Genomic DNA, 12,914 nt, shown 5'->3' on the forward strand with positions numbered 1-12,914 from the left:
TTTTGCCGTTGAGCGCGACCATCTGCTCACCGTCGACGGCCTTGCGGGCCACAAGCGCACCGTTCAGCTTATCGCGGTCATAGACGTGCAGCGGACGGCCAAGATCAATCGACACAAAGTTCGTGATATCGACGAGCAATGAAATTGGTTTTTGGCCAATAGCCTTTAACTTGCTGCGCATCCATTCGGGGGAACCGCCATTGCGCACGCCAGAGACTGATTGTGCGTAAAAAGCCGGACATCCGGTCGCATCGTCGGTGCGGACGACGGGCGCAGCATCGCTGCCCTCTAAGGGCACGGATAGGTCGATTTTGTAGACCTCGCCAAGCGGGCGTAGCGTTCCTAGACCCGCCGCCGCCAAATCGCGGGCAATCCCGCGCACGCCCATGCAATCCTGACGGTTGGGTGTAATGCTGACATCAATAACAGGGTCATCAAGGCCAGCCCAATCGGCATAGACTTGCCCAACGGGCGCATCTTCCGAAAGCTCAATTATGCCGTCATGGTCATCACCAAGCTCTAGTTCAGCAATCGAGCACATCATGCCGTTGGATTCGACGCCCCGGATCGCAGCGACCTTCAACACCATGCCGTTGGCGGGGACAACAGAGCCAGCCGGGCCAAAAACGCCAAGCATGCCTGCGCGGGCGTTCGGTGCGCCGCAGACGACCTGAAGCGGCTCTCCGCCAGCATCGACAGACAAGACTTGCAACTTGTCCGCTTGCGGATGCGGGGCAGCGCTCAACACCTTCGCAATGCGGAAGGCGGACAATGCCTCGGCCGGGTTTTCGATGCCCTCGACTTCCAACCCAATGCGGTTCAGGCAGTCAGCAACGGCATGAACGTCCGCGTTGGTATCCAGATGCTCTTTGAGCCATGATAAAGTGAATTTCATGCGCCTACGCCTCCGCTTAGCGTCGGGACATCGAGCGCATTGAACCCATAATGTTGAAGCCAGCGGTTATCGCCGTCAAAGAACGCACGCAGATCATCCATGCCATATTTCAGCATCGCCAGACGATCGACGCCGGTTCCAAAGGCAAAGCCCTGCCAAACATCAGGATCAAGCCCGCAGGCCTCTATAACCTTGCGGTGGACCATGCCGGAGCCAAGCACTTCCATCCAGCCTTCAGCCCCGCCAATGACGCGTTTGCCGTTGACGATCGAATAGCCGACATCAACCTCGACGGAAGGCTCCGTAAACGGAAAATAACTTGGCCGCAGGCGCAGGACTACGTCTTCACGTTCGAAATACGCCTTTAAAAATGTCTCAAGCGTCCATTTCAGATGCCCCAGATGAATGCCCTTGTCGATGACAAGCCCCTCAATCTGATGGAACATCGGGGTGTGCGTCGCATCGCTGTCGCTGCGATACACACGGCCCGGCGCGATGATGCGAATGGGCGGTTCCTGCGACGTCATGGAGCGGATTTGGACGGGCGATGTATGCGTGCGCAGAACCATTTTTTGGTCATCCCGCGCCGTATGGTCGGGGAAGTAAAAAGTATCATGCATTGCACGCGCCGGATGCGTCTCTGGAATATTGAGCGCAGTGAAATTGTGCCAGTCGTCCTCAATCTCCGGCCCTTCGGCCACAGCAAAGCCCATATCGGCAAAAATTTCGGCCAACTCGTCCATAACCTGGCTGACGGGGTGAATGGTCCCGCGCGCTGCGTCTGGCGCAGGCAGCGTCATATCGACGCGCTCACTGGCAAGGCGGCGATTTAGGTCGGCGGTTTCGAGGTCAGCCTTTTTCGATGCAAGCGCCGATGTGATGCTTTCACGCAGTCCGTTGATGATGGGGCCTTGGGTTTGTCGCTCTTCGGGCGACATGCTGCCCATGGTCTTCAGCAGCGCCGAAACGCTGCCCTGCTTGCCAAGTGCTGCGATCCGCACGGCCTCCAACGAATCTAGCGTGTCCGCGGAATCAATGGCGCCCATCAGGTCGGTTTGGAGTGTCGCAATATCTGTCATCATAGTCTGCCTGAATAAGCAAAAGGGCGCGAACGGCAAGTACCGTCCACGCCCTTTTGCGCATGTATCGAAATGAGAGGCTTAAGCTGCCTTAGACAGCGCCGCTTTCGACTGCGCAATGATGGTGCTAAACATCGCCGTTTCGTGCATCGCAAGGTCTGCAAGCACTTTCCGGTCGAGTTCAACGCCAGCGAGTTTCAGGCCGTGCATGAACACGCCGTAGGTCATGCCTTCGGCGCGGACTGCGGCGTTGATACGCTGGATCCACAATGCGCGGAAGTTGCGCTTATTTACCTTACGGTCGCGATATGCGTATTGGCCGGCCTTTTCGACAGCCTGACGTGCAACACGGATCGTATTTTTGCGACGGCCATAATAGCCCTTCGCCTGCTCTAAAATTCTTTTATGTTTGGCTTTGGTGGTAACACCACGTTTGACGCGTGCCATAATCTATATCCTTTTCTTAAAAACGTACGCGCAGTCTTAAAGACCGTAAGGCGCCCATTTCTTAATTGTCTTGGCATCAGGATCAGAGATCACGCTGGTGCCGCGGTTTTGGCGGATATACTTGGCATTATGGCTGCTCAAACGGTGCCGTTTTCCAACGACGCCATGTTTGATCTTGCCGGTTGCGGTGATTTTGAAGCGTTTCTTCACACCGCTCTTGGTCTTGAGCTTGGGCATTTGGGTCTCCTTTGTTGAGTCCGTGTCAAGCCGGCATGGCAGCCCTATTGGCCAGCCTGCTTATTCGGAACGCGGGCGCCTAGCGGGATTCGCGGTTGAATGCAAGCCTATTGGCCATTTGGCGGCGCTGGAACCTGCAATAGCTGAAGCAGTTGCCCGACATGTTGCGCACGCATTCGGTTGGCTGCGCTGCTGACCGCGCGCGGCATCGCAAGATACTGGCCGGGTGACATGCCCATGAATGTTCGGAATTCGCGGTTAAAATGGGCCTGGTCAAAATAGTGCCCGTCCAATGCGCCTGACCAGTTGAGATCAGGATGCTCCATGACAGTGGCCAATGTGCGCAAAAAGCGTTGGCGGCGCAGCAGAAGCTTAGGCGGGAAACCGAATATCCGGCGCGATAGCCGCTCAAGCCGCTGCGTTGGAATCCCAGTTGCCCGCGACAGATCAGCTACATTGCTAATATCCGGATCGCCAATCGCTTGGTGCATAGCGATAATATCCGCATCCAGTGGGCCTGTATGGTCTAAGGCTTTCAATAGGATATGATCACATAAGGCTGCAATCTGCTCTGGATCACTCAGGCCTTTTATCTCGCGCTGTAATTGCGCGATTTGCCCGAATTCAGGGGCAGCATTGACGGCACTTACGTTGTCCGCCCAGCGATCCGCTGGGCAACCAATCATCCGATACCAACCCAAAGGCAAAAGGCCAAAGCCAACAACAGCTACATTGCGAAAGCGCAGTAGTGCGGCCCTTCCCGTGGGGCCAGTGATGCTATTGGCTGGAATATCAAGCGGGGCCAAACCAACGGTGTTCCCTATCGCCTTGCCCTGCAACGTAAAGCGGACGGTTGCCCACTCTGGATACAGCAAATCTTCCTGTTCGGTTTTATCGGGGCCGGTATTCAGGAAATAATAGGTCGAAATATAGCGCCGAAGCGGCTGAGCTGGTAATATGAAACGCGCCGGACTTTTGTCCGTCAATGCTGGCATGCCAGTACCTCAAGCACATCATCTAGACGCGCTGGGTCGCCGATCGCGATAACATGTCCATCTGAACCAGCGTGAAGCGGTTCCCCTGACCAATCGCTCATCATGCCCCCTGCTCCCGTGATAACGGGAATTAAAGCAGCAAAATCATGTAGTTTCAAGCCTGCTTCGACAACAACATCGATATGCCCGCTGGCCAGCAGCGCGTAATTGTAACAGTCGCCACCGAACAGCATTCTCTTATGCGCAGTTCTGGCGGCCAGCTCCATAAAATGGTCACCGTCATGCTGCGTGAAATATTGCGGGCCAGACGTTGCCAACGTCGCATCAACCAGCGCCCTACAGGAACGTGTTTGCACCGGTGCGCCGTTTAATGTTGTCGGGTATCCCGCCGCGCCGACCCAGCGTTCGCCATTGATGCACTGGTCAATAATACCGAGCACTGGCCAGTTATCTTCAAGCAAGGCAATCAAAGTCCCGAATATCGGCCGTCCTGCCATGAAGCTGATGGTGCCGTCGATTGGGTCGATAACCCAGCGTCGACCCGACGCACCGGTTTTCTCGCCAAATTCTTCGCCAATGATGCCGTCACGCGGGCATTCGGCGTCGAGTATCCGCCGGATCGCGCTTTCGGCGGCGCGGTCAGCCTCCGTGACGGGTGAGGCGTCGGCCTTTGATTCATGGGTAAAGGCCGACCGGAAAAATGGCCGGATTGCTTGCCCTGCAGCGTCCGCCAGGCGGTTGGCTAGGAGGATGTCGGCTGGCGTCATCAGTCGAACAGCGAGCTAACGGAGCTTTCGTCTGCGATCCGCTTGATCGCCTCTCCCAACAATGGTGCAATGGGAAGCTGGCGAATTTTTGCGCTCGCATTGGTCGCATCTGAGGCTATAATCGAATCCGTGATGACCAGCTTACGCAAAGACGATGCGTTGACCCGGTTGACCGCTTCGCCGGACAACACGCCATGCGTAATATAGGCAACAACGTCAGATGCGCCTGCGGCTTTCAACGCGTCAGCCGCGTTGCACAAAGTGCCTGCGCTGTCGGCGATATCATCGATCAGGATGCAGAAGCGGTCTTTGACGTCGCCGATTATGTTCATCACTTCTGACACGCCCGCCTTTTCGCGGCGTTTGTCGACGATGGCTAATGGCGCGTCATCAAGACGCTTGGCTAGCGCGCGTGCACGGACAACGCCGCCAACGTCAGGCGAAACAACGGTAAAATTCTTGGCACCATGGCGCTCCAATATGTCGGCGCTCATGACGGGCGCGCCATATAGATTGTCGGTTGGAATATCGAAAAAGCCTTGGATCTGGCCGGCGTGCAAATCCACCGTCAATACGCGGTCAGCGCCAGCCTCAGTAATCAGATTGGCAACCAGTTTCGCGGAGATAGGCGTGCGGGGGCCGGGCTTCCGGTCTTGGCGCGCATAGCCGAAATAGGGCAGAACGGCAGTGATGCGCTTGGCCGAGGCGCGGCGCAGCGCGTCAATCATGATGAGCAATTCCATCAAATTGTCATTGGCGGGATGACTGGTCGATTGAATGACAAACATGTCTTCGCCACGGACATTTTCGTGGATTTCGACAAAAATTTCATTGTCGGCAAACCGCCGGACGCTGGCATTGGTCAGCGGCAAGTTCATGTAATCGGCAATACCCTGTGCGAGCGGCAGGTTGCTGTTGCCTGTCATCAATTTCATGTCTGTGTCCTCGACCTTTGGCTCAAACAAGCCCATCACCAAATTCTCCAGCCGCTCTAGCGAGGTGCGGCAGGCCTGACAATCGGCTTGCTCCGCTAGTTTGTGGACAATAAGGGTGGGGACATGACAAATCAGCTTAATATTGCGATGGTGCAGCTTAATCAGCGCGTGGGTGATCTTGCGGGTAATGCCGCGGCGATGCTGGACTGGCGGGCAAAGGCGGTTGACGCTGATCTCGTTGTTTTTCCGGAACAGCAGTTGATTGGCTACCCGGCCGAAGATCTGGTGCTGAAGCCCGCCTTTGCTGCGCGTGCCGCAGAACAGCTGATAAACCTTGCCGAGGCGACTGCAGACGGCGGGCCAGCGATGCTTGTCGGGTCGATCTTTCGGGACAATGGGGCGTTGTATAATGGCATCGCGTTGCTCGACGGGGGACGGATCGCCGCAGTGCGTTATAAGCATGAGCTACCCAATTACGGTACCTTTGATGAAAAACGAATTTTTACCGCGGGCCCATTGCCGGAGCCTATCGTGTTTCGCGGCGTTCCAATTGGCGTGCCAATCTGCGAGGATGGGTGGTTGGCACCCGTTAGCCTACATCTGAAAGAACGCGGCGCACAGCTGCTGATTTCGACCAACGGTAGTCCTTATGAAATTGACAAGGATGACCGCAGGTTAGAAGAAGTATTTGCTGCACGTATGCGCGAAACCGGTTTGCCGTTGATGTTCCTCAACCGCGTCGGGGGACAGGATGAACTGGTCTTTGACGGTTGCTCTTTCGTGCTGAACGCTGACGGCGCCGTCGTGCACCGCTTGCCTGATTGGGAGGAGCATTTGCGCATGACGCATTGGTCCCGCACTGCAAGCGGATGGGCCTGCGCAGATGGCCCGAAGGCGTTGTGGGAGGCGCATCCAGCCGATGTTTACAGCGCCATGGTTGTTGGCCTGCGGGACTATGTCGACACAAACCGCTTTCCTGGCGTGGTGCTTGGCATGTCGGGCGGCATAGACAGCGCGTTGTGCGCCGCGATTGCAGCCGATGCACTTGGACCGGACCGCGTCTGGTGCGTGATGTTGCCCAGCCGCTACACCAGCCAATCAAGTCTTGATGACGCAGCCGAATGTGCCGCGATGATAGGGTGCAAAATCGACACTATTCCCATTTCGCCAGCGGTCGAGGCATTTGACGAAATGCTGTCGGGCAGCTTCGCCGACCGCGATGTCGATATTACAGAGGAAAATGTTCAGTCGCGCATTCGCGGCCTAACGCTCATGGCGCTGTCCAACAAATTTGGGCACATGTTGCTGACCACGGGCAACAAGAGCGAGATGAGCGTCGGCTATGCGACCATCTATGGCGACATGGCGGGCGGATATAATCCGTTAAAGGACGCATATAAGATGACCGTCTTTGCCATTTCGACATGGCGGAACAGCGCCAAGCCGCGCATTGGCCTTGGCAGGGATGGGCCAGTGATAGCGGAAAACATCATCACGAAGCCGCCAAGTGCGGAATTGCGTCCCGACCAAAAGGATAGCGACTCACTGCCGGATTACCCGATCCTCGATAAGATGTTGCATGCATTGGTTGAGGAGGAGCTATCGGTTGATGAGGTCGTCGCGCTTGGTTTTGACCGCGCCGTCGTCACGCGGATCGAGCGCCTGCTGTATCTGGCCGAATATAAACGCCGCCAGGCACCGCCAGGCGTGAAACTTGGCACGCGCAATTTTGGCCGTGATCGGCGCTATCCCATAACCAATGCGTTTCGAAGCGCATAAGCATATGAACGCGCGTGCACGGGGCGCTGGAAATTGGGGCGCGCGTACCTTATTGGATAGCTATGGCCTTTTTTAAAGATGTCTCGTTTCGCAATGCTCGCACAGACCTAATCGGGTTTTTGCGCAATACTGGCAAGCACAGCCCCTGGCTGTTCCTTGCCGCCTGTATGCCGACGGCAATTATCATCTACACCTTTTACATCGACGCGTTGGTAAAGGCGACACCGCCGCCGCGGGAAATAATTTATGTGGAAAGTTGGCCCGCCACCAGAACGCTTGCGGAAACCAAGGCGGCGATCGCAGAACGTCAGGAGCGTAAAGACGAAATCCGGGTTCGTGAGAAGGAAGCCTATAAGGCCTTTGGCCGCGCCGTGGGCATGGACGTGGACAAGATTGACCGCGAGGCGCAGTTGGAACAGGCTGCAAAAAAGGCTGCCGAGGCGAATAATGCGGTAGGAGAAGTAAAATAGTCACTGCAAACGATCTTCGCTTTATGGCGGCGGCATTGTCGCTGGCCGAGCGCGGCGTTGGCCGGACAGGTAACAATCCATCCGTAGGTTGCGTCATTGTGAAAAACGACATTGTGATCGGGCGCGGTTGGACGCAGTCTGGCGGACGCCCCCACGCAGAGGCAATGGCGCTGGCACAGGCCGGCGCAGAAGCGCGGGGCAGCAGTGTTTATGTGACGCTTGAGCCTTGTGCGCATGTTTCGCAGCGCGGCCCGGCTTGCGCGCAGTTGCTCAAGGAGGCCGCGCCCGCACGCGTAATTGCTGCGCTTCAAGATCCGGATGCGCGCACCGCTGGCGAAGGCATGGCGGCACTTAAAGCCTCGGGGACCGAGGTCGTGGCTGGCGTCATGGCATCGGAAGCGCGCAAAAATCTTGCTGGTTTCCTGAGCCGGATGAACCGCGGCCGACCTTTTGTGACGTTGAAGATTGCTAGCACACTCGACGGTCAAATCGCCATGGCGGATAGGAGCAGTCGCTGGATAACCGGCGAAATTGCACGCGCGCACAGCCATATTGAACGTGCGCGTTCCGATACAATTTTGGTGGGGGCTGGAACAGTGCGGGCAGATGCGCCGCAATTGACCGTGCGGCTCGCGGGCTTGGAAATGGCGCAGCCGCGTAAAGTCATGCTGGGTAGCGGTGAGGCGCCGGAGGGGTGGGAGGTTATTCGCACCCCTAGCGAAATTGCACATCTGGATTGCAACACTGTGTTAGTTGAAGGTGGCGCTGCAACGGCGACAGCCTTCCTGCGTGAAGGCTTAGTTGACCGACTTATGCTATACAGGGCGCCGATATTGATTGGTGCTGGCAAGCCGGGCCTCTCCGACATCGGCCTGACCCAACTTGGCGATGCGCATGGGCGCTGGCAGATCTCAGATTCGCGCAGTCTTGGCAAAGACCGGCTCGAAGTCTACGAGAGCGCGCAATAGAAAAGGGTGCAGCTTATATGTTTACAGGTATCATCACGGACGTTGGCAGCATTCGGACATCCGAACAACGCGGTGACCTTCGCCTCGTCATATCTTGCGCCTATGAGATGGACGGCGTCGCCATCGGCGCGTCGATAGCCTGTTCCGGGGTATGCCTGACCGTCGTCGATAAGGGAGAGGATTGGTTCGCGATCGATGCGTCGGCAGAAACCGTTTCACGCACCGCGGCAGGAATGTGGGACGAAGGTACGCGTCTGAATCTCGAGCGTGCCCTAAAAGTTGGTGATGAACTTGGCGGACATATTGTTACGGGCCATGTTGACGGCGTTGGACATATTGTCGCAAGCGAAACCACTGGCGATAGTTGGAAGGTAACGGTCGCCGCGCCCTCCAGCCTTGCCGCCTACATCGCTACGAAGGGCTCCATAACCGTCGACGGCATTTCGTTGACCGTAAACGAGATCGCCGATCAAGCCGATGGTTCAGCACATTTCCTGTTGAATATCATTCCGCACACTGCGCAGATGACGACGCTCGATACGCTTGATGTCGGGCGGCAGGTCAATTTGGAAATCGACGTGCTCGCCCGCTATCTCAAGCGGATGGAAGATTTGCGCGCGCGTTAAAAGGGCGACCAGCGCTGCTTTTTGGAAAAGCGCATATATCCGAGATTCGCACCAAGCCGCAGCCCTGCACCGACCCGAATCGGGATCAGCACGACATCGCCGCGCCGCAAGTAGCTCACGTTGAAACCACCGCCGATATAGGCACCACCTTCGGCAGCGGGGAAGCGCGCATATATGTCTTCTGTGTCATATAAATTATACACTAGGATGAATGTGCTGCCGCCACTTGCGCCGGCATCAGGACCAATGGATGGGCCCGTCCAATAGACTGGCTTTTCGCCCTCCACCCGATGGCTTAGCGTGCCCGAGCCGTAGCGCAGGCCCACGATGAATGCGCCGCCGCCTTCGCGCCCGACTATATATCCGTTGGGACGGCCCTGCTTCTTCAGGATATCCTCAATAAGCTTACCCAGGCCCTGTGCGCCTTTTCCAAATACGCCTTCTGCCGCGCCAATCAGGTCATCTTCCTGATAGGTATCCTTTGTCGGTATTGCCAAAGGCGCGGATGCGGCCGCTGTCGGAGCAGAAGCAGTATCTAAAGGCGCAGCCTCAGTGGGTACGCCATCTTGGATGGCGGTTTCGCGGTTGTCTGCTGGAGCTGGGTTATTGGCGGGGGCGGTCGAGGCCCCTAAATCGGCATCAATTGCTTCATTCGGGTCCACGGAGCTTATCTGCGCGCTTACGGGTGACGCCATCAGCACTCCTGCCGCCATCAGCATCAGGATATTGTTTCCGGACCTTTTAAGTCTCCATTTTAGCAACGACATGCTCACTCCACCCTCAATAAATATATGCAACCAGATAGTCCCTTTGGATGAGCGCATGATGAACAGGCTGCCATGCGTGTCCGGCGCGAACCAAAGCGATCTTTCAGACTAATTTTCGGCTTATCTCAAGCCTGTGTCAATAACCATTGCAGCTAAATGCATGCGCCGCTATAGGCCGCCGATGCCAAGCGCACAGGAGACGTGGGTGAGTGGCTGAAACCAACGGTTTGCTAAACCGTCGTACTGGTAAATCCGGTACCGAGGGTTCGAATCCCTCCGTCTCCGCCACGCATCCAATTATATCAAAGACTTGCGTGGAAAGTTTGGGCTTACCCACCTTTCTACCCACCTCTTCGCGAGAGCTAGTCACCGACTGCCTCGCACCAAATAAGTACCCCCCCCACCCCCTTCAAAAAACCTACCCAACTAGACCCCACCGGGGTGGCACCCCCCTATTTTGGCTAATGGGACCCACAGTTCCTTCTTACATACTATTCTGCGCGTTCGGTTAGCTGGGATTTGTTGAACACCCCTGCCAAAGCCCAATTCTGTAGGGCCAAGCCATGTGAACAATGTGCAAGAATCAAAAGAAAGACCGTCGAACAAAGGCGCTTGCATTGCCGCAGACAAACCGGGTTATATCAATAATGACACCTGCCCTTTCGGGCTTCGGGTCATCCAAGCCCAAGCTTGGCGATCGGGAAATCCTGCATCGGCATTGTAACGACCTTTTCCTCGGTGAAGAGGTTTCTGCTTGATAGGCCTCCGGTTCGTCCCACGCCGGAATTCTTGTAACCGCCAAAGGGTGCGCGCAGGTCGCGTGCCAAGGGCGTATTCACCCAGATCGTGCCGGCCTGCAATGCATCCTGCACCCGCATCACGGTCGGCATATCCGAGCACCATAGATAGGCGACAAGGCCGAACTCGCTCTGATTGGCGATCTCGATGGCCTGATCTATCCCGTCATATGTGAGGAAGGTCGCGAAGGGCCCGAATATTTCTTCCTGACACAAGGGGGTGGCATTGTCCTCGGCGAGCGCGACCGTCGGGGAGACGTAGTAACCCCGATCGAACCCATCGGCACGCTTTCCTCCCGTCAGGATATTGGCGCCCGCAGCGAAAGACAGAACGCGGTCATATTGCGCCCTACTGATGACCGGGCCGACCTCTGTCGCCATGTCGCGCGGATCTCCGACCCGAATATTCTTGGTTCGTGCAACGAAGCGATCGATGAAATCCTTGGCTATCGATTGATCGACCAGGATGCGGGAACCGGCCAGACATTGCTGCCCGTTGTTAGAATATATGCTGACCAGCGCCGCATCGAGCGCACGCTCAAGGTCGCACTGGGGGGTGATGATATTGGCTGACTTCCCGCCAAGCTCGGCCACATATTTCTTGAGGTTTCCACCAGCCGCGCGTGCAATGTGGCGCCCCGTTTCGGTTCCGCCGATAAAGGCTACGACATCGATATCTATATGACCGACCAGTGCCGCGCCGGTCACCGGACCGCTGCCATTCACTAGCCCGACCACGCCATCGGGAACACCTGCCTCCTTCATCAACTCGAATAGCGGAACGAATTCGAGCGGGGTAAGCTCGGATGGCTTGAGGATGCAGCAGTTGCCGAATGCCAGGGCCCCAGCCATCTCCATCGTCGCCAAGGCGAGCGGCGCGTTCCAGGGCGCGACCAGCGCAGCAATGCCCACTGGCTCGCGCCGGACGATGGTTAGAAAGGGCGGCTCCTGCTCATAACACTCATTCGCCGTCTGGCCGATGAAGTCAGCGAAGAACTCGAAGTTTGCCGCAGCGCGCTGGACATGCCGTTCGCGGATCTGGCGGATCGGCAAGCCCGCATTGGCACATTCGCGTTCGGCGAGCACATCAACCTTCTCGCGGATCAAAGCCGCAATCCGGCGCAGCACGGACTGGCGTTTGGAAACCGGCGCATTGCGCCACGTCCCGGCGACGAACGCCTTGCGCGCGGCCCGCACAGCGTGGTCAACCTCTGCCGCATCGGCCTGGGCGATCTCCGCAACCAGTGTCTCATCGATCGGCGAGATGACCGGAATGCGCTCAGCACCCTCGCCACTCGTCCAACCACCATTGATAAAACTGGTGCAAAGCTCGCTCATAGATGGATCCCTTGATTGCGCATCATGGCCTGTGCGAGGCAATGATTGGATGAAATGATCGGCGGCATTCCCTGCGGATCGAGCAGCGCCAATGTCGGCATGCCGGTGCCGGAAAGCAGGATAGCGTCGGGAGCGGCCTCGCGCGCTCGAATGACCGCAGCCTGCGCTTCGCTCCCGGCTAGAGCATAGATGCTTCTGGTATCGTCCGACCCAATCTCGACACGCTCGTCAAAGATCGTCACGAATCCGGCAGATGACCAGTATGCGAGACCGGCCTGATGGATCGCATCCGGGTATGGCGAGACTACAGCAAGTCGTCTGGCGCCGCGGCGCGACAGCTCCTCTCGAATAGTTGCGGCCGCCCATAACACGGGCATTCCCGCCTGGTTGGCGAGGCTATCCTCTCGCTCCAGGCCGATCAGATAGCTCGACGCTGTGCATGCAAAAGCAATTGCGGACAGCGGCAGGCCTCCGAATTGCGCGAGCGACTGGCCCAAATCTTCCGCATAGCTAATCAGCCGCTCGCGGGAATCATCCAAGCGCGATACTAGCCTGCCGACAACGTAATCGCAGCAATCCGGGACCAATCGACGCATTTCACGTTCGATCGTGGGATTGGCCATGGGGGTGAGCAGGGCGAGCGGCGCGTCTGTCATTGCATTGCCTGCGCTTGGCGCAAGCCTTCGATCATCGAACTCTTGAGCAGGAACATGCGGGATTGCGCAGGATCGGCACAGATCGCCTGCAGCCTTGCCAGTTCAGCGCGCCGTGCCGCGGGGTCGCGTTCCTGCATTCGGGTCCGATTGCGATGCGC

At 57.1% G+C, this 12,914-nt stretch carries 14 protein-coding genes and 1 tRNA gene; 5 read left to right on the plus strand and 10 right to left on the minus strand.

The genetic code is table 11. The features are described 5' to 3' along the window. From ytpR to ACIQ2T_RS08025, 7 genes are all read right to left on the minus strand, one after another. Nucleotides 1-895, minus strand: an 895-nt coding sequence (ytpR, locus tag ACIQ2T_RS07995; protein ID WP_397590353.1) for a YtpR family tRNA-binding protein, incomplete at its 3' end; no start/stop codon positions are given. Beyond that, nucleotides 892-1,974 (minus strand): phenylalanine--tRNA ligase subunit alpha, encoded by a 1,083-nt coding sequence (gene pheS / locus ACIQ2T_RS08000; protein WP_397590362.1) that lies wholly within the window; start codon nt 1,972-1,974, stop codon nt 892-894. The genes pheS and ytpR, both read right to left, overlap by 4 nt. Nucleotides 1,975-2,055: 81 nt before the next feature. Beyond that, the gene (gene rplT / locus ACIQ2T_RS08005) at nt 2,056-2,421 is read right to left on the minus strand and encodes a 50S ribosomal protein L20 (protein ID WP_397590354.1); all 366 of its coding nucleotides are present in this window, start codon (nt 2,419-2,421) and stop codon (nt 2,056-2,058) included. Nucleotides 2,422-2,457: 36 nt separating this feature from the next. Next, complete coding sequence (rpmI, locus tag ACIQ2T_RS08010; protein WP_125231188.1) at nt 2,458-2,658, minus strand: 50S ribosomal protein L35; 201 nt, start codon at nt 2,656-2,658, stop codon at nt 2,458-2,460. A gap of 107 nt (nt 2,659-2,765) precedes the next feature. Continuing rightward, a complete protein-coding gene (locus tag ACIQ2T_RS08015; protein WP_397590355.1) occupies nt 2,766-3,653 on the minus strand; it encodes a helix-turn-helix domain-containing protein in 888 nt (295 codons plus the stop codon). Then, the gene (hisN, locus tag ACIQ2T_RS08020) at nt 3,641-4,420 is read right to left on the minus strand and encodes a histidinol-phosphatase (RefSeq protein ID WP_397590356.1); all 780 of its coding nucleotides are present in this window, start codon (nt 4,418-4,420) and stop codon (nt 3,641-3,643) included. The genes ACIQ2T_RS08015 and hisN overlap by 13 nt, the downstream gene beginning before the upstream one ends. After that, entirely contained in the window at nt 4,420-5,355 is a 936-nt protein-coding gene (locus ACIQ2T_RS08025) for a ribose-phosphate pyrophosphokinase (protein ID WP_397590363.1), read from the minus strand. The genes hisN and ACIQ2T_RS08025 overlap by 1 nt, the downstream gene beginning before the upstream one ends. A 123-nt stretch (nt 5,356-5,478) precedes the next feature. On the opposite strand from ACIQ2T_RS08025, the gene ACIQ2T_RS08030 reads away from it, so the two are divergent. The 4 genes from ACIQ2T_RS08030 (at nt 5,479) to ACIQ2T_RS08045 (ending at nt 9,198) form a co-directional block, all read left to right on the plus strand. Further along, nucleotides 5,479-7,134 carry an NAD+ synthase gene (locus tag ACIQ2T_RS08030; protein ID WP_397590357.1) on the plus strand — a complete coding sequence of 552 codons (1,656 nt, stop codon included), beginning with the start codon at nt 5,479-5,481 and terminating at the stop codon, nt 7,132-7,134. Nucleotides 7,135-7,196: 62 nt separating this feature from the next. Continuing rightward, nucleotides 7,197-7,604 carry a hypothetical protein gene (locus ACIQ2T_RS08035; RefSeq protein WP_397590358.1) on the plus strand — a complete coding sequence of 136 codons (408 nt, stop codon included), beginning with the start codon at nt 7,197-7,199 and terminating at the stop codon, nt 7,602-7,604. Then, the gene (gene ribD / locus ACIQ2T_RS08040; RefSeq protein ID WP_397590364.1) at nt 7,601-8,572 is read left to right on the plus strand and encodes a bifunctional diaminohydroxyphosphoribosylaminopyrimidine deaminase/5-amino-6-(5-phosphoribosylamino)uracil reductase RibD; all 972 of its coding nucleotides are present in this window, start codon (nt 7,601-7,603) and stop codon (nt 8,570-8,572) included. The genes ACIQ2T_RS08035 and ribD overlap by 4 nt, the downstream gene beginning before the upstream one ends. Before the next feature lie 17 nt (nt 8,573-8,589). Further along, the gene (locus tag ACIQ2T_RS08045; RefSeq protein WP_397590359.1) at nt 8,590-9,198 is read left to right on the plus strand and encodes a riboflavin synthase; all 609 of its coding nucleotides are present in this window, start codon (nt 8,590-8,592) and stop codon (nt 9,196-9,198) included. On the opposite strand, the gene ACIQ2T_RS08050 is transcribed toward ACIQ2T_RS08045, so the two are convergent. Beyond that, entirely contained in the window at nt 9,195-9,965 is a 771-nt protein-coding gene (locus ACIQ2T_RS08050; RefSeq protein WP_397590360.1) for a DUF1134 domain-containing protein, read from the minus strand. The genes ACIQ2T_RS08045 and ACIQ2T_RS08050 overlap by 4 nt on opposite strands. A gap of 195 nt (nt 9,966-10,160) precedes the next feature. Between ACIQ2T_RS08050 and ACIQ2T_RS08055 the strand changes: the two genes are divergently transcribed. Beyond that, nucleotides 10,161-10,253, plus strand: a tRNA-Ser gene (locus ACIQ2T_RS08055). A 386-nt stretch (nt 10,254-10,639) separates the two neighbouring features. On the opposite strand, the gene ACIQ2T_RS08060 is transcribed toward ACIQ2T_RS08055, so the two are convergent. Both ACIQ2T_RS08060 and ACIQ2T_RS08065 read right to left on the minus strand, forming a co-directional pair. After that, nucleotides 10,640-12,100, minus strand: coding sequence for an aldehyde dehydrogenase (locus ACIQ2T_RS08060; RefSeq protein ID WP_397584629.1), 1,461 nt, complete (start codon nt 12,098-12,100; stop codon nt 10,640-10,642). Continuing rightward, nucleotides 12,097-12,756, minus strand: coding sequence for a hypothetical protein (locus ACIQ2T_RS08065; RefSeq protein ID WP_397590361.1), 660 nt, complete (start codon nt 12,754-12,756; stop codon nt 12,097-12,099). Before ACIQ2T_RS08065 ends, ACIQ2T_RS08060 begins: the two co-directional genes overlap by 4 nt. Nucleotides 12,757-12,914: the final 158 nt, after the last annotated feature.

Origin of the sequence: Sphingorhabdus sp. (assembly GCF_044357595.1) — a bacterium.
Taxonomy (GTDB): Bacteria; Pseudomonadota; Alphaproteobacteria; order Sphingomonadales; family Sphingomonadaceae; genus Sphingorhabdus_B.

Excerpts from the sequence above, each read along its gene's own strand:
- ACIQ2T_RS08035 (WP_397590358.1), top strand. The coding sequence starts at position 7,197 with ATGGCCTTTTTTAAAGATGTCTCGTTTCGCAATGCTCGCACAGACCTA.
- pheS (WP_397590362.1), bottom strand. The coding sequence starts at position 1,974 with ATGACAGATATTGCGACACTCCAAACCGACCTGATGGGCGCCATTGAT.
- hisN (WP_397590356.1), bottom strand. The coding sequence starts at position 4,420 with ATGACGCCAGCCGACATCCTCCTAGCCAACCGCCTGGCGGACGCTGCA.
- ACIQ2T_RS08050 (WP_397590360.1), bottom strand. The coding sequence starts at position 9,965 with ATGTCGTTGCTAAAATGGAGACTTAAAAGGTCCGGAAACAATATCCTG.
- rplT (WP_397590354.1), bottom strand. The coding sequence starts at position 2,421 with ATGGCACGCGTCAAACGTGGTGTTACCACCAAAGCCAAACATAAAAGA.
- ACIQ2T_RS08065 (WP_397590361.1), bottom strand. The coding sequence starts at position 12,756 with ATGACAGACGCGCCGCTCGCCCTGCTCACCCCCATGGCCAATCCCACG.
- ACIQ2T_RS08060 (WP_397584629.1), bottom strand. The coding sequence starts at position 12,100 with ATGAGCGAGCTTTGCACCAGTTTTATCAATGGTGGTTGGACGAGTGGC.
- rpmI (WP_125231188.1), bottom strand. The coding sequence starts at position 2,658 with ATGCCCAAGCTCAAGACCAAGAGCGGTGTGAAGAAACGCTTCAAAATC.
- ACIQ2T_RS08015 (WP_397590355.1), bottom strand. The coding sequence starts at position 3,653 with ATGCCAGCATTGACGGACAAAAGTCCGGCGCGTTTCATATTACCAGCT.
- ACIQ2T_RS08045 (WP_397590359.1), top strand. The coding sequence starts at position 8,590 with ATGTTTACAGGTATCATCACGGACGTTGGCAGCATTCGGACATCCGAA.
- ACIQ2T_RS08025 (WP_397590363.1), bottom strand. The coding sequence starts at position 5,355 with ATGAAATTGATGACAGGCAACAGCAACCTGCCGCTCGCACAGGGTATT.
- ACIQ2T_RS08030 (WP_397590357.1), top strand. The coding sequence starts at position 5,479 with ATGACAAATCAGCTTAATATTGCGATGGTGCAGCTTAATCAGCGCGTG.